Origin of the sequence: Klebsiella sp. K-Nf6 (genome assembly GCF_002806655.1) — a bacterium.
GTDB classification, from domain to species: domain Bacteria; phylum Pseudomonadota; class Gammaproteobacteria; order Enterobacterales; family Enterobacteriaceae; genus Klebsiella; species Klebsiella variicola.
Genome location: NZ_PIBN01000008.1, coordinates 108,874 through 132,910, shown reverse-complemented (window position 1 = coordinate 132,910; position 24,037 = coordinate 108,874). Strand labels below are relative to the sequence as shown.

General features: G+C 57.3%; 20 protein-coding genes. 8 read left to right on the top strand and 12 right to left on the bottom strand.

All coding sequences use genetic code 11. The annotated features are described in order from the left end of the window. Positions 1–3 precede the first annotated feature (3 nt). Positions 4–522 carry a bifunctional 3-hydroxydecanoyl-ACP dehydratase/trans-2-decenoyl-ACP isomerase gene (fabA, locus tag CWM61_RS15270; protein WP_012542300.1) on the top strand — a complete coding sequence of 173 codons (519 nt, stop codon included), beginning with the start codon at positions 4–6 and terminating at the stop codon, positions 520–522. A gap of 68 nt (positions 523–590) precedes the next feature. Here the strand turns inward: fabA and rmf are convergent, their stop codons facing one another. From rmf to rlmKL, 6 genes are all read right to left on the bottom strand, one after another. Then, positions 591–758: a ribosome modulation factor gene (gene rmf, locus CWM61_RS15265; protein WP_002898396.1), complete on the bottom strand. Its 168-nt coding sequence runs from the start codon at positions 756–758 to the stop codon at positions 591–593. A gap of 253 nt (positions 759–1,011) precedes the next feature. Further along, positions 1,012–1,575: a membrane integrity-associated transporter subunit PqiC gene (gene pqiC, locus CWM61_RS15255; protein WP_074386394.1), complete on the bottom strand. Its 564-nt coding sequence runs from the start codon at positions 1,573–1,575 to the stop codon at positions 1,012–1,014. After that, complete coding sequence (pqiB, locus tag CWM61_RS15250; protein WP_074386395.1) at positions 1,575–3,212, bottom strand: intermembrane transport protein PqiB; 1,638 nt, start codon at positions 3,210–3,212, stop codon at positions 1,575–1,577. The genes pqiC and pqiB overlap by 1 nt, the downstream gene beginning before the upstream one ends. Continuing rightward, entirely contained in the window at positions 3,202–4,470 is a 1,269-nt protein-coding gene (pqiA, locus tag CWM61_RS15245) for a membrane integrity-associated transporter subunit PqiA (RefSeq protein WP_074386396.1), read from the bottom strand. The genes pqiB and pqiA overlap by 11 nt, the downstream gene beginning before the upstream one ends. Before the next feature lie 14 nt (positions 4,471–4,484). Continuing rightward, complete coding sequence (locus tag CWM61_RS15240) at positions 4,485–6,392, bottom strand: ABC transporter ATP-binding protein (protein ID WP_061155159.1); 1,908 nt, start codon at positions 6,390–6,392, stop codon at positions 4,485–4,487. Between the two features lie 12 nt (positions 6,393–6,404). Continuing rightward, positions 6,405–8,510, bottom strand: coding sequence for a bifunctional 23S rRNA (guanine(2069)-N(7))-methyltransferase RlmK/23S rRNA (guanine(2445)-N(2))-methyltransferase RlmL (rlmKL, locus tag CWM61_RS15235; RefSeq protein WP_074386397.1), 2,106 nt, complete (start codon positions 8,508–8,510; stop codon positions 6,405–6,407). 99 nt (positions 8,511–8,609) lie between these two features. On the opposite strand from rlmKL, the gene CWM61_RS15230 reads away from it, so the two are divergent. Beyond that, a complete protein-coding gene (locus CWM61_RS15230; RefSeq protein WP_074386398.1) occupies positions 8,610–9,719 on the top strand; it encodes a YcbX family protein in 1,110 nt (369 codons plus the stop codon). On the opposite strand, the gene zapC is transcribed toward CWM61_RS15230, so the two are convergent. Next, a complete protein-coding gene (gene zapC, locus CWM61_RS15225; RefSeq protein WP_061155162.1) occupies positions 9,716–10,258 on the bottom strand; it encodes a cell division protein ZapC in 543 nt (180 codons plus the stop codon). The genes CWM61_RS15230 and zapC overlap by 4 nt on opposite strands. A 169-nt stretch (positions 10,259–10,427) precedes the next feature. After that, entirely contained in the window at positions 10,428–11,438 is a 1,011-nt protein-coding gene (gene pyrD, locus CWM61_RS15220) for a quinone-dependent dihydroorotate dehydrogenase (protein ID WP_074386399.1), read from the bottom strand. Between the two features lie 248 nt (positions 11,439–11,686). On the opposite strand from pyrD, the gene ssuE reads away from it, so the two are divergent. The 5 genes from ssuE to ssuB are packed head-to-tail and all read left to right on the top strand — an operon-like array spanning position 11,687 to position 15,931. Further along, positions 11,687–12,262, top strand: coding sequence for an NADPH-dependent FMN reductase (gene ssuE / locus CWM61_RS15215; RefSeq protein ID WP_008805880.1), 576 nt, complete (start codon positions 11,687–11,689; stop codon positions 12,260–12,262). Beyond that, positions 12,255–13,217: a sulfonate ABC transporter substrate-binding protein gene (locus CWM61_RS15210; RefSeq protein WP_074386400.1), complete on the top strand. Its 963-nt coding sequence runs from the start codon at positions 12,255–12,257 to the stop codon at positions 13,215–13,217. The genes ssuE and CWM61_RS15210 overlap by 8 nt, the downstream gene beginning before the upstream one ends. Beyond that, positions 13,214–14,359: an FMNH2-dependent alkanesulfonate monooxygenase gene (ssuD, locus tag CWM61_RS15205; RefSeq protein WP_061155165.1), complete on the top strand. Its 1,146-nt coding sequence runs from the start codon at positions 13,214–13,216 to the stop codon at positions 14,357–14,359. The genes CWM61_RS15210 and ssuD overlap by 4 nt, the downstream gene beginning before the upstream one ends. Positions 14,360–14,369: 10 nt before the next feature. Beyond that, complete coding sequence (gene ssuC, locus CWM61_RS15200) at positions 14,370–15,161, top strand: aliphatic sulfonate ABC transporter permease SsuC (protein ID WP_008805877.1); 792 nt, start codon at positions 14,370–14,372, stop codon at positions 15,159–15,161. Next, positions 15,158–15,931 carry an aliphatic sulfonates ABC transporter ATP-binding protein gene (ssuB, locus tag CWM61_RS15195; RefSeq protein ID WP_074386401.1) on the top strand — a complete coding sequence of 258 codons (774 nt, stop codon included), beginning with the start codon at positions 15,158–15,160 and terminating at the stop codon, positions 15,929–15,931. The genes ssuC and ssuB overlap by 4 nt, the downstream gene beginning before the upstream one ends. Before the next feature lie 97 nt (positions 15,932–16,028). Here the strand turns inward: ssuB and pepN are convergent, their stop codons facing one another. Beyond that, a complete protein-coding gene (pepN, locus tag CWM61_RS15190; protein WP_061155167.1) occupies positions 16,029–18,644 on the bottom strand; it encodes an aminopeptidase N in 2,616 nt (871 codons plus the stop codon). Positions 18,645–18,969: 325 nt separating this feature from the next. Between pepN and pncB the strand changes: the two genes are divergently transcribed. Continuing rightward, on the top strand, positions 18,970–20,172 hold the full coding sequence (pncB, locus tag CWM61_RS15185; protein ID WP_100631485.1) for a nicotinate phosphoribosyltransferase: 1,203 nt from the start codon (positions 18,970–18,972) through the stop codon (positions 20,170–20,172). A gap of 44 nt (positions 20,173–20,216) precedes the next feature. On the opposite strand, the gene CWM61_RS15180 is transcribed toward pncB, so the two are convergent. Genes CWM61_RS15180 through CWM61_RS15170 form a run of 3 tightly spaced genes read right to left on the bottom strand, consistent with a single transcriptional unit; the run spans position 20,217 to position 23,951 of the window. Then, a complete protein-coding gene (locus CWM61_RS15180) occupies positions 20,217–21,380 on the bottom strand; it encodes a M20 aminoacylase family protein (protein ID WP_100631484.1) in 1,164 nt (387 codons plus the stop codon). An 18-nt stretch (positions 21,381–21,398) separates the two neighbouring features. Then, on the bottom strand, positions 21,399–22,637 hold the full coding sequence (locus CWM61_RS15175) for a Zn-dependent hydrolase (RefSeq protein WP_074386405.1): 1,239 nt from the start codon (positions 22,635–22,637) through the stop codon (positions 21,399–21,401). 24 nt (positions 22,638–22,661) lie between these two features. Beyond that, a complete protein-coding gene (locus tag CWM61_RS15170) occupies positions 22,662–23,951 on the bottom strand; it encodes an aromatic amino acid transport family protein (RefSeq protein ID WP_074386406.1) in 1,290 nt (429 codons plus the stop codon). Positions 23,952–24,037 lie beyond the last annotated feature (86 nt).

Here is a 24,037-nt window from a genome sequence, read left to right as displayed (position 1 = left end):
AACATGGTAGATAAACGCGAATCCTATACAAAAGAAGATCTTCTTGCCTCTGGTCGTGGTGAACTGTTCGGCGCGAAAGGCCCGCAGTTGCCAGCACCAAACATGCTGATGATGGACCGCGTCATCAAAATGAGCGAAACCGGTGGTAACTATGACAAAGGTTATGTTGAGGCAGAACTCGACATCAACCCGGACCTGTGGTTCTTCGGTTGCCACTTCATCGGCGATCCGGTGATGCCGGGCTGCCTGGGCCTGGATGCGATGTGGCAGCTGGTCGGGTTCTATCTTGGCTGGCTCGGCGGCGAAGGCAAAGGCCGTGCGCTGGGCGTTGGCGAAGTGAAATTCACCGGTCAGGTTCTGCCGACCGCGAAAAAAGTCACCTACCGCATCCACTTCAAGCGCATTGTTAACCGTCGTCTGATTATGGGCCTGGCGGATGGCGAAGTGCTGGTTGACGATCGTCTGATCTATACCGCGAACGATCTGAAAGTAGGCCTGTTCCAGGATACTTCCGCTTTCTGATAATCATCGGCAGCGATTAAAAGGCGAAGCCCCCGCTATGCGGAGGCTTCTTTTTTAAAGAGACAGTGTCAGGCCGTTAGTACCCTGTCCTCCATGGCTTCTCGCCAGCCTCCCAGCCACCATGAGCGTTGATTCAAGCTCTGGTATGGACACATTTCTTTCGATCTTCCCGCGATACCCGCTTGATATCCACGTTGATGTGCCCGTTCCAGGCGATCTCGTTTTTGTCTCTTCATGCCTCGTTTCCCTCATTCTTTGATCTGGTGGAAAAGAAAACAGTGGTCGCAAATTGTGCAGCCACGGGTTACGAATACCGCGAAATGAAGGCAACGTCAATGCGCAAAATTCACGCCAGTGTCATATTTGTGACCTATATAAGAGTTCATTTTTTGTTCATTCCGCGCCGCGGTTGCTAACGAACTGACCTGGCAAAAAAAATGCCGCGCGGCTCAGATGAACCGCGCGGCATATCACTTTTATGAATTTTACTTATGGCAGACGGTTAAGCTCGCCGGCAATGGCCGCCGCCTCCTGGCTCCACGCCTGCGCCAGGGTCTTCACCATCGCGTCATAGCCATCCTGCTGCTGCTTGAGCACGATGTTAAACGGGCGCTTAATCAGCTGTCCCTGATGCTTCAATAACCACTCGCCGCTGACGATAACCCGCCCGTCGTAGCGCCCGTGAAAGCCATTTACCGCCACATTGAGCGTATCCTGCTCGCTGCCCAACGGTTGGGACGACACTACCCAGCCCGGCAACTGCTGGCTGAGGTTTGCCACCAGCGTAGTACGCAGCTGCTGGTCCAGCGGGCTGGCCCACAGATTATTACTGGCGATCACATACTGCACATCGGTGGTCTGATAGACCACTCCATTGCCCGCCAGATAATCCGGGATGCTGATCTGCTCCACCCACAGCAGGCGAGCCCCCTGGCTGGCGGCGCTCTGTGCGCCGCCCTGCACCACCGGCAGCTGGTAGTATGTTTTGCTCTCGCCGCCGCTACTGCACGCTGTCAGCGCGCAAACGGCTGCTGCCAGTAACCATTTTTTCATTATTTCGCTCCCTTCGGCTGTGGGTCTTTTTTATCCTTCGCCTCAAATACCAGCGCATTGCTCTTATCATTGAGCGTTTTCAGGACCGGCTGCAGTTCACGCAGCACCTGATCCAGACGCTGCATATCGGCCACCATCTTATTGTAGGCCGCGGAGCCCGGCTGGAAGCCCTGCATACTGCGGTTCAGTTCGCGCAGCGTCGTCTGCATATCAGCAGGCAGCTGCTGCATCGACTGACTGGAGGTGATCTTATTCAGACTATCCAGCGTGGCCTGCACGTGCTGCATGGTCTTCTCGCTTTGCGCCAGCGTACTGGTTGCCTGTTCCAGTAGTGGATTGAGCGGCAGGTTATTGATTTTATCCAGCGCATCCATCAGACGCTGCTGGATCTGCGCCAGGCCACCGCTGATGGTCGGGATAATCGGATAGCCGTTAAACTCCTGAATTTTCCCGCGCGGCGGCGCTTTCGGATAGAAGTCGAGATCGATATACAGCGCACCCGTCACCAGGTTACCGGTTTTCAGCGAGCCGCGCAGTCCGCGGTTGATCAGATCGTCAATGTGGGCGCGAATATTCGGATCGCCGCCGAGCTGGTTGACCAGACGTTGCGGTTCGACCCGCACTTCTACCGGAATGCGATAGTCATCGTTCAAACGCTGCTTCAGCCCAGGAATAAAGAACGGCACTTTGCCGACGGTTCCCAGACGGATGCCGCGGAACTCCACCGGCGCGCCGGGCTGCAGGCCGCGAACCGAGTCCTTGAAGAACATGACATAGTCGATATGTTCGGTAAAGACCGAATCCTGGATGCTCTTCTGATCGTCAAACAGGTGGTATTCCGTTTTGTTCGCCACCGGCTCGCCGAGATCCAGTCCTTCCGGAATATCGAAGCTCACGCCGCCGCCAAACAATGTCGACAACGAGCCCATCTCGACGCGCATCCCCGCCGCGGTCAAATCAACGGCGATCCCGCTGTCCTTCCAGAAGCGAACGTTGCTGGTCACCAGGCGGTCGTTTGGCGCATTGATGAACAGCTGATAAGTGATATGCCTTTTTTGCGCATCAAAAGTGCTGGTTTCCACCGACCCCACGCGATAGCCGCGGAACAGCACCGGATCGCCTGGCGAAAGCTGGCCCGCTTTGCTGCTTTCCAGCAAAATACGGATCCCCTTGGCATCCGGCGAGGCCAGCGGCGGAGAATCCAGTAGCGGATACTGCGCCGGCACCGAACCTTTCGACCCCGGCTGCAGTTCAATATAGGCCCCGGACAATAATGTCCCGAGACCACTGATCCCCTCGCGCCCTACCTGTGGTTTCACCACCCAGAAGACGGAATCGTTATGCAGTAATTTCTGCATCCCGGAATTGAGGCGAGCTTTGATTTCCACATGGGTTAAATCGTCAGTCAGCGTCGCGCTCTCTACCACCCCAACATCCACGCTGCGGCTCTTGATCCGGGTTTTTCCCCCTTCGATGCCTTCCGCGTTGGTGGTGATCAGCGTGACCTCAGGCCCCTGATGGCTGTAATGATAAAACAGGATCCACGCCCCGATCAGCGCAGTGACGATAGGGAAGATCCACACCGGTGACCAGTTCTTCACCTTCTGCACTTTCGCTTCTCCGCTCTTATTTTCCATGTTGTTGTATTTCCTCATGGCTTGAATCTGGCTCACGATCCCACAGTAAACGGGGATCAAACGTCATCGCTGAAAACATGGTCATCACCACCACCAGCGCAAACATGACCGCGCCGATGGCGGGATAGATATTCATCAACCCTCCCATGCGCACCAGCGCAGAGAGCACGGCGATGACAAAAACGTCAATCATTGACCAGCGGCCAACAAATTCCACCACTTCATAAATCAGATGCATGCGTTCCGAATCGCGCGCACCGTTTCCGTTGGCATTCCAGCACAGCCAGGCGATGGCGATCATCTTCAGCGTCGGCACCATAATACTGGCGATAAAAATCACCAGCGCCACCGGATAAGAGCCTTCGCTCCACAGCAAAACCACCCCGGCCATAATGGTCGACGGCATTTTATCGCCCAGCAGATCGGTGATCATGATGGGCATAATATTGGCGGGAAGATAGAGAATAAATGAGGTCACCAGTAGCGCCAGCGTCCACTGCAGGCTATTTTTACGCCGCGCCGTTCCTTTGCTGTGACAGCGCGGACAGACCGTTTGGTCGACCGGTAACACCGCCGTACAACAGGCGCAGGAGCGCAGCCCCTGGCGGATCCCGGCAACCCCAATTTTCAGCGGTTGGGTAATCGCCGGCATGGGGGCAATATCATCCCACAACCAGCGGCGGTCGACGCACTGGAAGGTACGTAACTGCAGCAGGCAAAACATGCACCAGGGAATAAAGCTTAGGCCGATACCGATATCGCCGTAGGCCATCAGTTTGACAAAGCTGACCAGCACGCCGGCAAGAAAGATTTCCGCCATGCCCCAGGTCTTGAGGTGAAACAGAATACGCGCCAGGAATGCCTTCAGCCCGAGGGGCATCCTGACCCGATTGACCAGCAACAAAATGGTGACCAGGCAAAACGCCGGTACCAGTTGCACAAAGAGTAAAAAGAAGGTGCCGAGGCTGGCGTAATCCTCGGTAAATAGCACGTTGGGAATTTCCAGCAGCTCTATTTCGCTGCTGATGCCACCCACTTTCATATAGATAAAAGGAAACAGGTTGGCCAGCAACAGCATAAATAGCGCGACCAGCGCGTAAGCCGTGGGACGCTGGCGAGGCGCGTCCCACGTGGTGGTTAACGTTGTACCGCAGCGCGGGCAGGCGGCTTTCTGGCGATGCTCAAGCTGCGGCAAAGCCACCAGCAAATCACATTGGGGACATAAAATATGTCGCGCAGCATGATGGTGATCGCACATGACAACTCCTCGGCTCAGGCGCCGTTCTTTAATCCTTCGAGATATTCCCAGCGTTCAAAGGCGGCTTCCAGCGCCTGCTCCGCCTCGGCCAGCTGCGCCAGCACCTGCTGCGTACGATCGTGCGATTGGCCAAAAAAGTCGGGATCGGCTACCTGCTCCTGCAGCGTCTGCAGTTCAGCCTCAAGGGTTTCCAGCTTCTGCGGCAGTTGCTCCAGCTCGCGCTGCAGGTTATAGCTTAGTTTGTTCCCGCCGCGTTTGACAGTTTCTGCTTTTGGCTGAGCAACTTCCATCGTTTTTTTCGCTGCCGGCTGCTTCTGCGCCAGCGACTGGGCCTGCTGACCGCGGGCGTCGTGATAACCGCCAACGTACTGACCAATATGGCCGCCGCCCTCGAAGATCCAGCACTCGGTCACGGTATTGTCAACAAACTGACGATCGTGGCTGACCAGCATCACGGTACCCTGATAGCCGTCGATCAGCTCTTCCAGCAGCTCCAGCGTTTCGACATCAAGGTCGTTTGTCGGTTCATCGAGAATCAATAAGTTACTGGGTTTCAGGAACAGTCGCGCCAGCAGCAGGCGGTTACGCTCCCCGCCGGACAGCGCGCGGACTGGCGTCATCGCCCGTTTCGGATGGAACAGGAAGTCCTGCAGATAGCCCAGCACGTGCCGCGGCTTACCGTTAACCATCACCTCTTGCTTACCTTCGGCGAGGTTATCCATCACCGTCCGGTCCGGATCCAGCTCCGCGCGGTGCTGGTCGAAGTAGGCGACTTCCAGCTTGGTGCCGACGTGGATCCGCCCGCTGTCGGCCTGCAGCTGGCCAAGCATCAGCTTCAGCAGCGTGGTTTTGCCACAGCCGTTCGGGCCGATCAGGGCAATCTTATCGCCGCGCTGAATTTGCGCGGAGAAATCTTTCACCAGCACTTTGCCGTCAACCTGATAGTTGACGTTCTCCATTTCGAAAACGATTTTGCCGGAGCGCGAAGCCTCTTCAACCTGCATCTTCGCACTGCCCATCACTTCCCGGCGCTCGCCGCGCTCGCGACGCATCGCCTTCAGGGCGCGAACGCGACCTTCGTTACGGGTGCGGCGCGCTTTGATCCCCTGACGGATCCATACTTCTTCCTGTGCCAGCTTGCGGTCAAATTCGGCATTCTGCAGATCTTCAACCCGCAGAGCCTCTTCTTTATCCAGCAGATACTGATCGTAATTGCCCGGATAGGTCACCAGCTTGCCGCGATCGAGATCGACGATGCGCGTCGCCATATTGCGAATAAAGGAGCGGTCATGCGAAATAAAGATAATGGTGCCTTTAAAGCTTTTCAGGAACCCTTCCAGCCAGTCGATAGTTTCGATATCGAGGTGGTTCGTCGGTTCATCCAGCAACAGCACGCGCGGCCCGCTGACCAGCGCGCGGCCCAGCGCCGCTTTACGCAGCCAGCCGCCGGAAAGCGAAGCCAGCTGTGCGTCGGCGTTAAGACCAAGCTGCTCGATCACTTCATTGATGCGGCTATCCAGCTGCCACAGCCCCAGGTTATCCAGCTGTTCCTGCAGACGGGCCAGTTCATTTAAATTTTTGTCGCTCGGGTCGGTCATCACCTGATGCGACACGTCATGGTAGGCCTTCAGGTAAGCGGCCTGTTCGGCGATCCCTTCGGCGACGAAATCGTACACCGTACCGGCAACGTTGCGCGGCGGATCCTGCTGCAGACGCGCGACGATCAGATCCTGTTCATAAATAATGCGCCCGTCATCCAGCCCCTGTTCACGGTTGAGGATCTTCATCAGGGTCGATTTACCGGCGCCATTGCGCCCAACCAGACAGACGCGTTCGTTATCTTCGATATGCAGTTCAGCATTATCCAGCAGCGGCGCATCGCTGAATGAAAGCCAGGCGCCGTGCATACTAATCAGTGACATTCTTTATTCCTTTCAGGCTGCAGTAATCAGCCAGCAGTTGTGGATCTGACGGTTGCGGGCAAAATCCTGCGACAGCGTTTTTTGCGAAATCTCTTGCGCCTTCAGGCCAAGCGCCGCCAGCCCGTCATGATCCATACGGAAACCGCGTTTGTTATTCGAGAACATAATGGTGCCGCCTTTACGCAGCAGACGTTTTAGATCGGTCATCAGACGAATATGATCGCGCTGCACGTCAAAAGCATCTTCCATCCGTTTGGAGTTAGAGAAAGTCGGCGGATCGATAAAGATCAGATCGAACTGCTCGGTGCTTTCCCGCAGCCAGCCCAGCACGTCAGCCTGCATCAGGCGATGCGCACGACCGGTCAGGCCATTGAGACGCAGGTTGCGTTCCGCCCATTCCAGATAGGTACGCGACATATCCACCGTGGTCGTAGAGCGCGCCCCGCCGAGGCCGGCGTGGACGCTGGCGCTGCCGGTATAGGAGAACAGGTTGAGGAAATCCTTACCTTTGCTCATCTGGCCCAGCATGCGACGGGCGATACGGTGGTCGAGGAACAGACCGGTATCCAGGTAGTCGGTGAGGTTAACCCACAGGCGCGCGTTGTACTCCTGCACCTCGATAAAGTCGCCCTTCTCCGCCATCTTCTGATACTGGTTTTTGCCCTTTTGCCGCTCGCGGGTCTTCAGCACCAGCTTGTTGGGGGCAATTTCCAGCACGGCGATGGTCGCCGCGATAATATCAAACAGACGCTGGCGCGCTTTGTGCGCATCGACGGTTTTCGGCGGCGCATACTCCTGCACCACCACCCAGTCACCGTAGCGATCGATCGCCACGTTATATTCCGGCAGATCGGCATCGTACAGGCGATAGCATTCAATGCCTTCCTGACGGGCCCACTTTTCAAATTTCTTCAGATTCTTACGCAGACGGTTGGCAAAATCTTCCGCCAGCATCGCCGGCTTGCCGCCTTCGCTCTCCGCCAGGTGATAGTTCTTCTGTACGCAGTCCAGCGGGCCGTTCTTGGCTTTGAACTGTTTATCGGCACGCAGCTGCAGGCAGCTCAGCAGTTCCGGCGAGGCGCTGAACACCGACAGGTTCCAGCCGCCAAACTGACTTTTCATGATCCGGCCCAGCAGGCTGTGCAGGGCGATCAGCGCCGGTTCGCTTTCCAGGCGCTCACCATACGGCGGGTTACTGATCACCGTACCGTACGGGCCTTTCGGCAGCGGGTTATTCAGTTGGGCGACGTCTTTTACTGCAAAATCGATCAGTTCGCCGATGCCAGCCCGGCGGGCGTTGCGGCGCGCGCGCTCAATGACACGCTCGTCGACGTCAGATCCATAGAAGCGCGACCCATAGGCCGCCAGCCCCTGGCGGGCGCGGGTTTGCGCTTCTGCCTTCACCTCTTTCCAGATGGCGTCATCGTGCTGTGCCCAGCCGCCAAAGCCCCAGTGGCCGCGGTGCAGACCCGGCGCGCGATCGGTCGCCAGCATCGCCGCTTCAATCAGCAAGGTACCGGAGCCGCACATCGGATCGAGCAGCGGCGTACCCGGAGCCCAACCAGAGCGCATGACGATCGCCGCCGCGAGGTTTTCTTTGATCGGCGCCATACCGGTACCATCGCGGTAGCCGCGCAGATGCAACCCTTCCCCGCTCAGATCCAGAGAGATATGCGCCGTCTCTTTGTTCAGCCAGACATTGATCCGCAGATCGGGATTTTCACGATCGACATTCGGGCGCGGCAGGTTTTTACGCGTGAAGCTGTCGACGATAGCGTCTTTGACTTTTAATGCGCCATACTGACTGTTGCGGATCTCGTCATTGAGGCCGCTAAAATGCACCGCGAAGGTCGCGTCAGTGGTAAAGATCTCCGTCCACGGAATCGATTGAACCCCCAGATAGAGATCCAGATCGCTATACACGCTGCACTCACCCAGTGGCAGCATGATGCGCGAAGCCAGCCGGCTCCACATCAGGCTTTGATACAGCAGGCGCGTATCCCCCTGAAAATGGACCCCGCCCTGGACGACCTGGCAGTCCGTCGCGCCAAGTCCTTCCAGTTCAGTTTTTAACAGCTCTTCCAGCCCACGAGCCGTACTGGCAAACAGAGAATTCATATCGTCACTTTTACTTAAAGAAAATTGGTGCGCATTATAGCCAATATGTGCCCTATGTCATAAAGTTATAGGCTTATTTTTGGAACCCGGAGGCAGCGTATGGTAACGCTCTCGCGACTTTTTATTCATCCCGTTAAATCCATGCGCGGCATGGGCCTGACCCATGCCTTTGCTGATATCAGCGGCCTGGCCTTCGATCGCCTGTTTATGGTCACCGAAACCGACGGGACCTTTATTACCGCCCGCCAGTTTCCGCAAATGGTGAAATTTATTCCGGCGCCGCTTCATGATGGCCTTCACCTGACCGCACCGGACGGCAGCAGCGCCGTGGTGCGTTTTAGCGATTTCGCCCCGCAGGCCGAGCCGACCGAAGTCTGGGGCAACCATTTCACCGCCCTCATCGCCCCCGCTGCCGTTAACCAGTGGCTCAGCGGCTTTTTCAAGCGCGATGTCCAGCTGCGCTGGCTGGGGCCGCAGTTAACCCGCCGGGTGAAGCGCCACGATGCGGTACCGCTCTCCTTCGCCGACGGCTACCCGTACCTGCTGGCTAACGAGGCCTCGCTGCGCGATCTGCAGCAACGGTGTCCTGCCAGCGTAAGCATAGAACAGTTTCGTCCTAATCTCGTGGTCACCGGCGCGGCGGCCTGGGATGAAGATAGCTGGAAAGTGATCCGCGTCGGCGAGGTGGTGTTTGACGTCGCCAAGCCCTGTAGCCGCTGCATTTTTACCACCGTCAGTCCGGCGCGCGGACAGAAGCATCCCACCGGGGAGCCGCTGGAAACCTTAAAACGTTTTCGTACTGCGCTGGACAATGGCGATGTCGATTTTGGCCAGAACCTGATTGCCCGCAACAGCGGGGTGATCCGGGTAGGTGATGAAGTCGAAATCCTCGCCCGCGGCCCGGCGAAAGCCTACGGCGCAGGCGAGAGCGACGATACTCCAGCCCCGGAAGCGCAGCAGCAGGCTACGGTTGCCATCGAATGGCAGGGTCAACAGTTTACCGGGAATAACCAGCAGGTGCTGCTTGAGCAACTGGAGCAACAGGGCATTCGCGTACCCTATTCGTGTCGGGCGGGGATCTGCGGCAGCTGCCGCATTCGGCTGGAAGAGGGTGAAGTCAGCGCGTTAAAGAAAAATGCGGTCGCCGGGGATGGCACCATTCTCGCCTGCAGCTGCGTACCAAAAACGGCGCTGCGCCTGGCGCCTTAAACCGCCTGTCCCAGGCTGTAGCTGACCGCGCTCTGCGCCGGCTGCAGCCTGTCGTTCATGATTTTAATGACGTCGCCTAACTGCATCACGCGCCCGGCAAGGGTGAGCCCCGGCTGGGCCAGCAGACAAAGCGCGGCGTTATCTCCCGGCTCCACCACCAGCAAATTCACCTGCTCGCCGGTATCGCTCAGCCAGACGCAGGCGGCGTCGCCGCTGCTGGGTTGCCAGTGATGAGTGTGGGCGGTAAAGTGCCAGCTTTTCGGCATCTGCGGTTTGAGAAAACGGATGGCAGTGAGCGCGTTGAGGACTAATTCTGCCCGCTGTTCTTTCGATAGCCCGAGATCGCGGCATTTTTCTTCAAAGGAGAAATAGAGCGCGGCGTCATCGACGCAGAATCCCGACGGCGCAAAGGCATCCGGGGTCAGCATTCGCCGGGCGAAGCGCGAGCGAAATAACATGCCATTGGCCAAATCGAGCATCATACGGTCGTGCTCTTCATCGTAATACCAACGCCAGTTATCGTCAGGTTTAATGCGCATTTTTCCCCCTGTCCCCTTTCATACGCCTCTGCAAAGTTGTTGCGACTTGCCGCAGAATATTTTCTAAAATTAAGAAAAGTCTAAAATGTTTAAATAAGCAACAGTGAGGGAATATAAAACAACCAGGGCCGGAAATAAAGCCCTGGGTGGGATTCAGCGGAGGAAAAGATTAGATGTGGGTAACAATTTCTTTAATCAGCGGCGGACCTTTAAAAATAAATCCGGAATAAATCTGCACCAGCGATGCTCCGGCGGCCATCTTTTCCCGCGCAGCAATCACCGAATCAATACCGCCCACGCCGATGATAGGCAAACGACCATTCAGCTCAGCGGAGAGCATACGGATAATTTCGGTGCTCTTTAATTGTAATGGACGACCGCTAAGCCCGCCGGTCTCATCGCAATGTTTCATTCCCTGAACCAGAGAACGATCGAGGGTGGTATTGGTTGCAATCACCCCGTCAATATTATGACGCACGAGGCTATCGGCAACCTGGATCAATTCCTCTGGTAAAAGATCCGGTGCGATCTTAACGGCGACCGGAACATATTTTTGATGCTTTTGCTGCAGCTCAAGCTGCTTATTTTTAATACCGGAGAGTAAATCATCGAGCGCTTCACCGTATTGCAGCGTACGCAGCCCCGGGGTATTCGGTGAGGAGATATTAATGGCGATATACCCGGCGTAAGGATAGACTTTTTCCATACAAATCAGGTAATCATCTTTCCCGTGCTCCACCGGCGTATCTTTATTTTTGCCGATATTGATGCCCAGCACGCCGTCAAAATGCGCCTTTTTCACGTTCTCAACCAGGTTATCGACGCCATGGTTATTAAAGCCCATGCGGTTGATCAACCCCTCGGCATCCACCAGACGGAAGATCCTCGGCTTATCGTTACCCGGCTGCGGACGCGGGGTCACGGTGCCGATCTCAATCGAACCAAAACCCATCGCGCCCAGCGCGTCAATGCATTCCCCATTTTTATCCAGCCCGGCCGCCAGACCCAGCGGATTTTTAAAGGTCAGCCCCATACAGGTAACGGGCCTGGCCGGTACCTTCTGGCGAACCAGCATTTCCAGCGGCGTCCCGGTGACACGACGTAATTGTTGAAAGGTAACTTCATGAGCGCGCTCAGGATCGAGCTGAAAAAGGGCTTTACGAACGAAGGGGTAGTACATGAACTCTCCTGGATTCCCGGTGTGCAAACCGGGGGCGTATTATGTGCGATCCGCAGCTGAAAGGGAATTGACCTGCGACAAAAAATCACCCATCAGCGCAAACGATTACCTCTCCCCGCGCCGTTATGCGCTTTTCGGCTATCTAACGGTGGATAAATCATTTAGGGAAATAATGGTGCTCTGTCACACTCACTGCAAATGTTATCAATTATAGATAAATGCAAACATTTAGTTATAAGGAGAGAGAGATGCGCGTCATTACGCTTGCGGGCAGCCCGCGTTACCCTTCCCGTTCCAGCGCCCTGCTGGAATATGCCAGAGAGACGCTCACCGCCGCCGATATCGAAGTCTGCCACTGGCATCTGCAGAACTTTGCCCCGGAAGACCTCCTGTACGCTCGCTTTGACAACCCGGCGCTACAAACGCTCAATGAGCAACTGGCGGGGGCCGACGGCCTGATTATCGCCACGCCAGTGTATAAAGCTTCGTTTTCCGGCGCCCTGAAAACCCTGCTCGATCTGCTTCCTGAGCGGGCCCTGGAGGGCAAAATCGTGCTACCGCTGGCCACTGGCGGCACCATCGCCCACATGCTGGCGGTGGACTACGCTCTGAAACCCGTCCTGAATGCCCTGAAGGCCCAGGAGATCCTCCATGGCGTCTTCGCCGATGACAGCCAGGTCACGGATTACCAGCATAAGCCGCAGTTCACCCCTAACCTGCAGCGGCGCCTGGATGAGTCCCTGGAGACCTTCTGGCAGGCGCTGCATCGTCCCAGCAGCCGCGCCCCGTCGTTAACGTCTCTGCGTGGGGTGGAACATGTTTAATCCTCTCCGCGCGCTGACCCTCGGCGGACTGCTGCTGTTCTCTGCGCTGAGCCACGCCGCCCCGGCGGCGCCCGATGCCCTGCGCATTGGTTATCAGAAAGGCAGCGTCAGCATGGTGCTGGCGAAGAGCCATCAGCTGCTGGAGCAGCGCTATCCGGGCACCCATATCTCGTGGATTGAATTCCCGGCCGGTCCCCAGATGCTGGAGGCGCTGAACGTCGGCAGCATTGATATCGGCAGTACCGGCGATATTCCGCCTATCTTTGCCCAGGCGGCGGGCGCCGATCTGGTCTATATCGGTTCGGAGCCGCCCAAGCCCAAAGCGGAAGTCATCCTCGTGGCGCAAGGCAGTCCTATTCACAACGTTGCCGAATTAAAAGGGAAAAAGGTCGCTTTCCAGAAAGGTTCCAGCTCCCACAATCTGCTGCTGCGCGCCCTGCAGCTGGCGGGTCTGAAATTTAGCGATATTCAGCCGGTTTACCTTGCCCCTGCCGATGCGCGCGCCGCCTTCCAGCAGGGTAATGTCGACGCCTGGGCCATCTGGGATCCGTACTACTCCGCCGCGCTGCTGCAGGGCGGCGCCCGGGTGCTGACTGACGGAACCGATCTGAAACAGACGGGATCGTTCTATCTTGCTTCCCGGCCCTACGCTGAACGCAATGGCGCTTTCATTGAAGGCGTACTCGACACCTTTACTCAGGCCGATGCCCTGACCCATAGCCAGCGCGCGCAAAGCATTACGCTGCTGGCGAAAACGATGGGATTACCGGAAGCGGTGATCGCCAGCTATCTGGACCATCGTCCCCCCACCTCAGTGACCCCGGTGAGCGCCGAAACCGCCGCTCGCCAGCAGCAGACGGCCGACCTGTTCTATGAGAACAAGCTGGTGCCGAAAAAAGTTGATATCCGGGCCCGTATCTGGCAGCCCGCCGCCGCACAAGGAGCGAAATCATGAGTCTGAATATGTTCTGGTTTTTACCGACCCATGGTGATGGTCGTTATCTGGGCACCGAAGAGGGCGCCCGCCCGGTCGATTACGGCTATCTGCAGCAAATCGCGCAGACGGCGGATCGACTGGGGTTCACCGGCGTACTGATCCCGACCGGACGCTCATGTGAAGATGCCTGGCTGGTTGCGGCCTCGATGATCCCGGTGACGCAACGACTGAAATTTCTTGTCGCCCTCAGGCCTAGCGTGGTGTCGCCGACGGTAGCCGCCCGCCAGGCGGCGACCCTGGACCGACTGTCAAACGGCCGGGCGCTGTTCAATCTGGTCACCGGCAGCGATCCCGCCGAGCTGGCCGGCGACGGCGTCTTCCTCGATCACACCGAGCGCTATGAGGCCTCGGCTGAATTTACCCACATCTGGCGCAAGCTGATGGAGGGAGAAACCGTCACCTTTAACGGCAAGCATCAGCGCGTTCGCGATGCCAAACTGCTGTTCCCGCCGCTCCAGCAGCCTCGTCCACCGCTCTATTTCGGCGGTTCGTCTGAGGTGGCGCAGGATCTGGCCGCTGAGCAGGTCGATCTCTATCTCACCTGGGGTGAACCGCCGAAGCAGGTGGCAGAGAAGATTGCTCAGGTCCGGGAGAAAGCGGCCCGGCATGGACGCCGGGTGCGTTTTGGCATCCGTCTGCACGTGATCGTGCGGGAAACCAACGAGGAAGCCTGGCAGGCCGCGGACAGCCTTATCTCCCACCTTGATGATGAAACTATCGCCCGCGCCCAGGCAGCCTTCGCCAGAACCGACTCGGTCGGTCAACAGCGAATGGCGGCGCTGCATAACGGTCGACGCGATCAGCTCGAGATCAGCCCTAACCTGTGGGCCGGTGTCGGTTTAGCGCGCGGCGGCGCCGGTACTGCGCTGGTGGGCGATGCCGCCACCGTTGCCGAACGAATCAATGAATACGCTGCGCTGGGGATCGATAGCTTTATCTTCTCCGGCTATCCGCATCTGGAAGAGGCGTATCGGGTCGGCGAGCTGTTGTTCCCCTTGCTCGACGTCGCCGTGCCGTCTATCCCGCAGCCGCAAAACCTGCGCCTGCAGGGGGAAGCGGTCGCCAACGAGTTTATCCCGCGTAAAGTGGCGCAAAGCTGAGGAGGCACTGATGGCAAAATCAACCCATCCCCTGTTGTTACGCCTCGCCCCCTGGCTGCTGCCGGTAGGAACGGTCATTGTCTGGCAGTTGGCCTCGTCCGTCGGCTGGCTCTCGACGCGGGTGCTGCCCTCGCCGGAGGGGGTATTGAAAGCGTTCTGGACGCTCTCGGCCAGCGGTGAGCTGTGGCAGCATCTGGCCATCAGCTCGTGGCGGGCGCTGGTCGGCTTCGCCATCGGCGGCTCCATCGGACTGGTACTCGGCCTGATCAGCGGCCTGTCACGCTGGGGCGAGCGTCTGCTGGACACCTCGATCCAGATGCTGCGCAATGTGCCGCATCTGGCGCTGATCCCGCTGGTGATTTTGTGGTTCGGCATCGACGAGACCGCCAAGATCTTCCTTGTGTCGCTGGGCACCCTGTTCCCGATCTATATCAACACCTGGCACGGGATCCGTAATATCGACCGTGGGCTGGTGGAGATGGCGCGCAGCTATGGTTTATCCGGCTTCGCGCTGTTCCGTCACGTGATTTTACCCGGCGCCCTGCCCTCAATTATGGTCGGCGTGCGTTTCGCTCTTGGCCTGATGTGGCTGACGCTTATTGTCGCCGAAACCATTTCGGCGAATGCCGGCATCGGTTATCTGGCGATGAATGCGCGTGAATTTCTGCAAACCGACGTGGTGGTGGTCGCCATCATTCTTTACGCCATCCTTGGCAAACTGGCCGACGTCTGCGCCCAGCTGCTGGAACGGCTCTGGCTGCGCTGGAACCCGGCGTATCATCTTCAGGAGGCTAACGCATGAACACTGCCCGTCTGAACCCAGGTATCCCGTTGCTGCTGAACGGGGTGACGAAACGCTATGGCGATAACACTATTCTTAACGAGCTGGATCTGCATATTCCCAGCGGCCAGTTTGTGGCGGTGGTGGGACGCAGCGGCGGCGGCAAGAGTACCCTGCTGCGCCTGCTGGCGGGTCTGGAAAAACCGAACGCCGGCGAGCTGCTGGCGGGCGCGACGCCCCTGGCGGCAATCCAGGACGACACCCGGATGATGTTTCAGGATGCGCGCCTGCTGCCGTGGAAAACAGTGATTGATAACGTGGGGCTGGGGTTAAAAGGCGCCTGGCGCGACGCCGCCCTACAGGCATTGGCCAGCGTCGGACTCGAGAACCGCGCGCAGGAGTGGCCGGCGGCGCTGTCAGGCGGGCAAAAGCAGCGCGTTGCGCTGGCCCGCGCGCTGATCCATCGCCCGCGCCTGCTGCTGCTGGACGAGCCGCTGGGAGCGCTGGATGCCCTCACCCGTCTGGAGATGCAGGAGCTGATCGTCTCCCTGTGGCAGGAGCATGGTTTTACGGTCCTGCTGGTCACGCACGACGTCAGTGAAGCGGTGGCCATGGCCGACCGGGTACTGTTAATTGAAGAGAAGAAAATTGGCCTCGATTTGAACGTGGATATTCCACGACCGCGGCGCACCGGGTCGGCGAAGCTGGCCGAGCTGGAGGCAGAGGTGCTGGATCGGGTGATGAAACGCGGCAAGAGCGAGAGCGCACCGCGTTTGTTTAGTCATGGCTAACTAACGTCCCCGGCCCGCGCTTCGCTCGGCCGGGCTACCACATCGCACAGCGCGGTAGCCCCGGTAAGCGAGAGCGCAACCGGGGATTTTGCGGCCGTTACGCCAGCGCCTTACTGATTTTCTCGAACAGATCGCCGGAGAGATTCTCCAGCCCCTTCAACTGCTCCAGCGCGGCGCGCATCAGCGCCTGGCGTTTCTCATCATAACGCTTCAGACGAATCAACGGCTCAATCAGACGCGACGCCACCTGCGGGTTGCGCTGGTTAAGCTCGGTCAGCATCTCCACCAGGAACTGGTAGCCGCTACCGTCTTCAGCATGGAACGCCGCCGGGTTGCTGCTGGCGAAAGCGCCGATTAACGACCGCACGCGGTTCGGGTTGCTGATGCTGAACGAACGGTGATTCAGCAGACCACGCACTGTTTCCACCACATTGGCCGCCGGGCTGGTGGACTGCAGGATAAACCACTTATCCATCACCAGACCGTCCTGATGCCATTTGTCATCGTACTCCTGCATCAGCGCATCGCGGCACGGCAGTTCAGCCGCAACCGCCGCCGACAGCGCGGCCAGCGCATCGGTCATGTTATCCGCCTGGTGATACTGCGCTGCCACCAGCTTATCGCCCAGCGTCGGTTCCGCAAACGCCAGATAGCGCAGGCAGGTATTACGCAGGGCACGCTGACCGATATCGGCGTGCTCCACCCGGTAGCTGTCGAGCTTATTGGCGTTATAAACTGCGAGGAACTCGTCCGCCAGCTCATTCGCCAGGGTGCGGGTAAGCGCTTCGCGTACGGTGGCGATGGCGATCGGATCGATAATGGCGAACATCTCGGCGATTTCGTTAGCCGACGGCAGGGTTAAGATCTCGGCGGCCAGCGCCGGGTCAATCTTCTCGTCCAGCAGGATGGCACGGAAGGCGTCCGCCACATGCACCGGCAGCGACAGCGGCTGTCCCTGCTGATGACGGTTGACGTTCAGCTTGATGTAGGTCGCGAGCAGGCTCTGCGCCGCATCCCAGCGCGAGAAATCATTTCGCGCATGACGCATCAGGAAGGTGAGCTGCTGATCGCTCCACTTATATTCCAGTTTCACTGGTGCTGAAAATTCGCACAGCAGCGCCGGCACAGGCTGGAAATAGACGTTATCGAAGACGAAAGTCTGCTCGGCCTGAGTCACATTGAGCACCGGGTGTACCGGATGGCCGCCCTTCTGCAGGGGGATCACTTTGCCTTCGTTATCGTACAGCTCAATGGCAAACGGGATATGCAACGGCTGCTTTTCGGCCTGCTCGGCGGTCGGCGGCGTACGCTGGCTGATGGTCAGCGTGTATTGCTCGGTTTCCGGGTTGTAGTCGTCATGTACGGTGACGATTGGCGTACCAGACTGGCTGTACCAGCGGCGGAAGTGGGACAGATCGACGTTCGAGGCATCCTCCATCGCCTGGACGAAATCATCGCAGGTTGCCGCGCTGCCGTCATGGCGTTCAAAGTACAGCTGCATCCCTTTCTGGAAGTTTTCTTCACCCAGCAGAGTATGCAGCATGCGGATCACTTCGGCACCCTTTTCATAAACCGTCAGGGTGTAGAAGTTATTCATCTCGATAACCATATCCGGGCGGATCGGGTGCGCCATCGGGCTGGCGTCTTCAGCAAACTGCAACCCGCGCATGGTGCGCACATTGTTGATGCGGTTAACCGCCCGTGAGCCGAGGTCGGAGCTGAACTCCTGATCGCGGAACACGGTTAGCCCTTCTTTCAGACTGAGCTGGAACCAGTCGCGGCAGGTGACGCGGTTGCCGGTCCAGTTATGGAAATACTCATGACCAATCACCCGCTCGATATCAAGATAGTCTTTATCGGTGGCGGTATCGGTACGGGCCAGGACATATTTGGAGTTAAAGACGTTGAGGCCTTTGTTCTCCATCGCGCCCATATTAAAGAAGTCGACGGCGACAATCATATAGATGTCGAGGTCGTACTCGAGGCCAAAGCGCTCCTCATCCCATTTCATGGAATTTTTCAGCGAGGTCATTGCCCACGGCGCGCGGTCGAGATTGCCGCGATCGACGTACAGCTCCAGCGCCACTTCACGACCGGAGCGAGTGGTAAAGGTGTCACGCAGGACGTCAAAATCACCGGCCACCAGCGCAAACAGGTAGCACGGTTTCGGGAACGGATCCTGCCACTGTACCCAGTGACGGCCATTCTCCAGCTCTCCCTGCGCCATGCGGTTGCCGTTGGAGAGCAGGAACGGGTATTTCGCTTTGTCGGCGATGATTTTGGTGGTAAACCGCGCCAGCACGTCCGGGCGGTCCAGGTACCAGGTAATATGGCGGAAACCTTCCGCTTCGCACTGAGTACACAGCGCTTCGCCTGACTGATACAAGCCTTCCAGCGCGGTGTTCGCCGCCGGGCTGATCTCATTGACGATGGTCAGGGTGAAATGCTCCGGCAGACCGCCGATCACCAGCTGATTGTTTTCTTCTTTATAGTCACTCCACGGCTGGCCGTTCACTTGCAGCGCGATCAGGGTCAGATCTTCGCCGTCGAGGCGCAATGGCACATCAGACGCAGCCGCGTGGCGGGAGACCTTGCTCTCGGCCGTAACGACGGTTTTTGCGGCATCCAGGTCAAAGGTCAAATCGATATCGCTAATCAGATACTCCGGCGCACGATAGTCGTGGCGGTATTTGGCTTGGGGCTGTTGTGTCATAAAAAACCTTTCGCATCTTGGGTAAAGTGTCGTCCCAGTCTATTCCCGTTGTGTCAATCGCGCTATGCAGAATCTTCATCTTTTCAATGTGAAACACGAAAACCGCTACATTTTGTTAACACGCGCGGCACGAAATGCCCTCGACCCGACGCAAAGCTTGTGGTGTGATCCATGTTCAATATATTAAACTAGGCCTCGCAAATGACCGTCAGCGTCGCCATCGCTCGCCATCGCGGGACAGAGCCGGGTAATAAAGGTATACTCCGCCTCCTTTTTCGCGTTGGTTTGGATGGAACGCTCCAGTGAGAGGATGCTACTGCGCACCATGACACAATTCACTTCTCCTGTACTGCACTCGCTGCTTGATACGGATGCCTACAAGCTGCACATGCAGCAGGCTGTCTTCCACCGCTACGGCGATGTGCATGTGGCGGCGGAGTTTCGCTGCCGCGGAGACGACCTGCTCGGCATTTATGCCGACGCGATCCGCGAGCAGGTGGAGTCCATGCGCGACCTGAGACTGCGGGATGATGAATATCACTGGTTGTCCACCCTTCCCTTTTTCCGCCAGGATTATCTCGACTGGCTGCGCGATTTTCGCTATGACCCGCGCCAGGTCACGGTCAGCAATGACAACGGCAAGCTGAACATTCGCCTTACCGGCCCGTGGCGTGAAGCCATCATGTGGGAAGTCCCGCTGCTGGCGGTGATAAGCGAGCTGGTCCATCGCTATCGTTCACCCGAGACGGGCGTCGATCAGGCGCTGAACACGCTGGAACATAAGCTAGGCGACTTCGCCAGCATGACCGCTGGCCTCGATATGCGCGCCTTCCGCCTGATGGACTTCGGCACCCGCCGTCGTTTTTCACGCGAAGTGCAAGAGGCCATTGTGCAACGTCTGCAGCAGGAGCCGTGGTTTGTCGGCACCAGCAATTACGATCTGGCTCGTCGTTTACATTTAGCCCCGATGGGCACCCAGGCGCACGAATGGTTCCAGGCCCACCAGCAGATCAGCCCGAACCTCGCCAGCAGCCAGCGGGCGGCCCTTGCCGCCTGGCTGGAAGAGTATCCCGACCAGCTGGGCATCGCGCTGACCGACTGCATCACCATGGATGCGTTCCTGCGCGATTTTGGTCCGGAATTCGCTACCCGCTATCAGGGTTTGCGCCATGACTCCGGCGACCCGGTGGAATGGGGTGAAAAAGCCATCGCCCATTATCAAAAGCTGGGCATCGATCCGCAGAGCAAAGTGCTGGTCTTCTCCGATAACCTCGATCTGGCGAAAGCCGTCGACCTGTATCGCCACTTCGCTTCGCGGGTGAAATTGAGCTTTGGTATCGGCACCCGTTTAACCTGCGATCTGCCGCAGGTTAAACCGCTCAATATCGTGATTAAGCTGGTGGAATGTAACGGCAAGCCGGTGGCGAAACTCTCCGACAGCCCGGGGAAAACCATCTGCCACGATAAGGCGTTCGTCCGCGCCCTGCGCGAGGCGTTCGACCTGCCGCCGATTAAAAAGGCGAGTTAAAAAAACGGCCCGGCGGCGTTACGCTGCCGGGCCGACTAACATCACTACTGCGGCAATCTTGTCCTGATCACCTCGGCAAAATACTCCGCGCCGGTCAGTAAAATTTCATCATTAAAGTCGTAGCAAGCGTTATGCAGCGGCGTATTGCCCTGAGTATCAGACGCATCGCCGTTACCTAAAAAGATGAAGCAGCCGGGGATCTCCTGCAGGAAGGCGCCGAAGTCCTCCGAAATCATCATCTGCGCGACGTTGCCGTCGACATTTTCCGCCCCCACGACGTTCACCGCCGCATTGACCGCGACATCAACGCATTGCTGCCAGTTCACCGTCGGGGCGAATTCATGGGTATAGCTAAACTCGCACTGCGCGCCGTGCATCGCGCAAATCGCTTCGCTGATGGTCCGCATGCGCGCTTCCAGCAGCGCCTGTACGTCAGCCGAGTAGCTGCGGGTATCCCCTTTAATTTCCACATGCGTGGGGATCGCATTGCGGATACCGTCAGTATGAAGCTCCGTACAGGAGATCACCGCCGGCACGTTCGGGTCGATATTGCGTGAAACGATGGTCTGCAGCGCCAGAATAATTTCTGCCGCAATCACCAGCGGATCCTTCGCCATATGCGGCCGGGCGGCATGCGCCCCCTGCCCCTTAATACGGATAATAAAGTTATCTTCGCTGGCCATAATACCGCCGACACGGGTGGCGATGGTCCCGGCCTTCATACCCGGCATATTGTGCAGGCCGTAAATCTCCTCGATGCCGAAACGCTCGATAACGCCGTCCGTCATCATCGCATTGGCGCCATAACCGGGTTCTTCCGCAGGTTGAAAAACAAAACAGACGGTGCCGTTAAAGTTTTGCCGCTGCAATAGCAACTGCGCCGCGCCCAGCGCAATGCAGGTATGGCCATCATGCCCGCAGCCGTGCATCCGTTCGGCGGTCGTGGAGCGGTAAGGCCGTTCACCCTGTTCGTTCAATTGAATAGCATCGATATCGGCGCGGATGGCGATAACACCGTTACCGTCGCCACATTTCAACACGCCCACCAGCCCGGTTTTACCTATATTACGATGAACCTCAATGCCCATCGCTTCGAGTTTCTCGGCGATAAACTGCGAGGTTTTGACTTCTTCAAAGGCGCTTTCCGGATTGGCATGCAGGTGATGGCGCCAGGCAATAAGCTGCTGCTTTAGCTGTTGTTGATTCATTCTTCACTCCTGTAAAAATTATGCCGCACGCTGCGCGCGCTGTAATACCACCTGCAGCAGCACATTGGCGCCGGCAATGAGATCTTTGGCTTCGCTATGTTCATTGACGTTGTGGCTAATGCCGTCAACACAGGGGACAAAAATCATCCCTGCGGGGCATACCGAAGCCATAAATTGCGCGTCGTGGCCGGCGCCGCTCGGCAGGCGCCGATAACTGAGGGCTTGACGTTTCGCCTCCGCTTCAACGGCATTGACGATTTCATCGGCAAAAATGACCGGGTTAAAACGCACCAGTGAACGGCTGGCTATCTCCACCCCCTCTTCCTGCGCCGTTGTGGCGACAAACTCGGCTAAGCGCCGTTCCGCTTCAATTAAGATAGCGTTATCGGTATTGCGTAAATCCACCGACATCACGACGTGATTTGGAATGACGTTAATCAGGTTGGGTTTAACGCTGATATGCCCGACGGTAGACACCTGATTGCCGCCGAGGCTCATCGCCAGTTCACGGGCAAAAACGGCGATTTTCGCCGCCGCCAGGCCGGCATCGCGGCGCATGGACATCGGTGTCGTACCGGCGTGATTCGACACGCCTGTTAGCGTAAATTCTTGCCATGAAATACCCTGCACGCCGGTGACGACGCCGATATCAATCCGTTCCTTATCGAGGATAGGTCCCTGTTCGATATGTAGTTCGACGTAGCTATCTACCGGCAGATTGCCCGGCTGATGTTCGCCTTTATAGCCAATCTCCCGCAGCGCCTCGTCAAGAGTAATGCCATTGTGGTCTTTTGCCGCCAGGGCCTGCGCCAGTGGATACTCCCCGGCAAACACCACGCTTCCCATCATATCGGGCTGGAAGCGCACCCCCTCCTCATTAGTAAAGAAGGTTACGGCTAACGGACGCCGCGGACGAATCCCGGCATCCTGAAGGGTGGCAATCACCTCGAGACCGGCCATCACGCCGTAGTTGCCATCGTACAGGCCGCCAGTACCCACGGTGTCGATATGCGACCCCATCATCACCATCGGTAGCGCCTCTTCTCCGCGATAAACACCGGTAACGTTGCCGATAGCATCGATATAGATAGTCAGCCCCAGCGCGTTCATCCGGGCAACAACAAAGTCCCTACCGGCTTTATCTTCCGCGGTCGCCGCAAGGCGGCAGACGCCGCCGCCTTCCAACGCGCCGCATTCACCAAGCGCAAACAGGGAATCGATCAGCCGCTGGCCGTTTATCTGTAGATCATGACTCATAAAACATCTCGCTATTGTTCGGGGTTATTGGAACATGCCGTAAAAAATGGCGGATACGGTAATTAACCCAATCAGGGTGACGAAAACGTTGCTGGCTTTGCCGCGATACGGCGCCAGCACCGGTAACTTATGAATGGCATACATCGGCAACAGCAGTAGAATCGCAGCCCCGGTCGGGCCGCTGATGCACTCGATAATACCGAGGATGCTTGGGTTCTTATAGGCGGCGAACCAGCAGGTGAGGACCATAAAAACCAGAATAACGGCGTCAACTGCGCGGATAGTCGGTTTTTTCCCCCGCGCGGCGGCGGCCTCGATAATCAGATCGCGCAGCGATTCATAAGCGCCGATATAGTGGCCAAGAAACGATTTCGTAATCGCGACAAACGCAATGATTGGCGATAGCCAGGCAATAATCGGCGTCTCAAACTGGTTGGCAAGGTACGACAGGATCGACAAATTCTGCGCTTTTGCTTCCGCTAACTGCTGTGGTGACAGGCTCAACACGCAGCTGAGAACGAAAAATAGCACCACCACGGTCATTAAGAGGATGCCATAGCGCTGGATCTGCGCGCATTTGCGCTCGGCAAGCGCGAGTCCGTAGCGCTGCTTCTGGCGTACGACCATCGGCGAGACGATCGGATAGTGGTTAAACGACATAACCAGCACCGGAAAAGTCATCCACAGCGTCAGTAAAATGCCGCGCCCATCGCCCATTGCGCTGAAGCTCACGGTGTGCAAAATCGCGCCGTTCCAGTGCGGGATCAAAAACAGCGCCATAAAAATAAGTGAAATAATGAAGGGATAAACCAGGGTGCTCATCACGCGCATAATCAAACGCTGCCCGAGGCGGACAATAAACATCAGCCCGAGGATCAGCACAATCGACACCACTGCCCGCGGCGGCTCCGCCAGCCCCAGTTGATGGCTGATAAAACTTTGCGCAGTATTCGTAATGGCTACCGCATACATAATCAAAATGGTGTACACAGCGAAGAAATAGATAACGGTAAACACCTTCCCCGCTAGCGCGCCAAAATGCTCGCCAATGACATCGGTGATCGTGCTTTCCGGCGTGTTGGAAGAATAAATAAATCGTGCCAGCCCGCGATGCGCCAGATAAGTAATGGGAAAAGCAAGAGCAAAAACGATAAGCAGCGGCCAAAAACCGCCAATTCCGGCGTTAATCGGCAGAAACAACACCCCGGCGCCAATTGCCGTGCCGAACAGGCCAAGCACCCACACGGTATCTTCGCTATGCCACTTTGCGGCATCGCAACATCCTCTTTCTGTCACAGCATTTTCAGTATTCATCGGTCAGGTTCTCTCTATGCATTACGCGAATCCGCGTATGTTTTCGTTATTAGTCAGAACGCATGTCATACCGAGGGCTCGTAGGG

What these genes read in the sequence shown, in the direction of transcription:
- fabA (WP_012542300.1), top strand. Translation starts at nt 4, where the DNA reads ATGGTAGATAAACGCGAATCCTATACAAAAGAAGATCTTCTTGCCTCT.
- rmf (WP_002898396.1), bottom strand. Translation starts at nt 758, where the DNA reads ATGAAGAGACAAAAACGAGATCGCCTGGAACGGGCACATCAACGTGGA.
- pqiC (WP_074386394.1), bottom strand. Translation starts at nt 1,575, where the DNA reads ATGAAAAAATGGTTACTGGCAGCAGCCGTTTGCGCGCTGACAGCGTGC.
- pqiB (WP_074386395.1), bottom strand. Translation starts at nt 3,212, where the DNA reads ATGGAAAATAAGAGCGGAGAAGCGAAAGTGCAGAAGGTGAAGAACTGG.
- pqiA (WP_074386396.1), bottom strand. Translation starts at nt 4,470, where the DNA reads ATGTGCGATCACCATCATGCTGCGCGACATATTTTATGTCCCCAATGT.
- CWM61_RS15240 (WP_061155159.1), bottom strand. Translation starts at nt 6,392, where the DNA reads ATGTCACTGATTAGTATGCACGGCGCCTGGCTTTCATTCAGCGATGCG.
- rlmKL (WP_074386397.1), bottom strand. Translation starts at nt 8,510, where the DNA reads ATGAATTCTCTGTTTGCCAGTACGGCTCGTGGGCTGGAAGAGCTGTTA.
- CWM61_RS15230 (WP_074386398.1), top strand. Translation starts at nt 8,610, where the DNA reads ATGGTAACGCTCTCGCGACTTTTTATTCATCCCGTTAAATCCATGCGC.
- zapC (WP_061155162.1), bottom strand. Translation starts at nt 10,258, where the DNA reads ATGCGCATTAAACCTGACGATAACTGGCGTTGGTATTACGATGAAGAG.
- pyrD (WP_074386399.1), bottom strand. Translation starts at nt 11,438, where the DNA reads ATGTACTACCCCTTCGTTCGTAAAGCCCTTTTTCAGCTCGATCCTGAG.
- ssuE (WP_008805880.1), top strand. Translation starts at nt 11,687, where the DNA reads ATGCGCGTCATTACGCTTGCGGGCAGCCCGCGTTACCCTTCCCGTTCC.
- CWM61_RS15210 (WP_074386400.1), top strand. Translation starts at nt 12,255, where the DNA reads ATGTTTAATCCTCTCCGCGCGCTGACCCTCGGCGGACTGCTGCTGTTC.
- ssuD (WP_061155165.1), top strand. Translation starts at nt 13,214, where the DNA reads ATGAGTCTGAATATGTTCTGGTTTTTACCGACCCATGGTGATGGTCGT.
- ssuC (WP_008805877.1), top strand. Translation starts at nt 14,370, where the DNA reads ATGGCAAAATCAACCCATCCCCTGTTGTTACGCCTCGCCCCCTGGCTG.
- ssuB (WP_074386401.1), top strand. Translation starts at nt 15,158, where the DNA reads ATGAACACTGCCCGTCTGAACCCAGGTATCCCGTTGCTGCTGAACGGG.
- pepN (WP_061155167.1), bottom strand. Translation starts at nt 18,644, where the DNA reads ATGACACAACAGCCCCAAGCCAAATACCGCCACGACTATCGTGCGCCG.
- pncB (WP_100631485.1), top strand. Translation starts at nt 18,970, where the DNA reads ATGACACAATTCACTTCTCCTGTACTGCACTCGCTGCTTGATACGGAT.
- CWM61_RS15180 (WP_100631484.1), bottom strand. Translation starts at nt 21,380, where the DNA reads ATGAATCAACAACAGCTAAAGCAGCAGCTTATTGCCTGGCGCCATCAC.
- CWM61_RS15175 (WP_074386405.1), bottom strand. Translation starts at nt 22,637, where the DNA reads ATGAGTCATGATCTACAGATAAACGGCCAGCGGCTGATCGATTCCCTG.
- CWM61_RS15170 (WP_074386406.1), bottom strand. Translation starts at nt 23,951, where the DNA reads ATGAATACTGAAAATGCTGTGACAGAAAGAGGATGTTGCGATGCCGCA.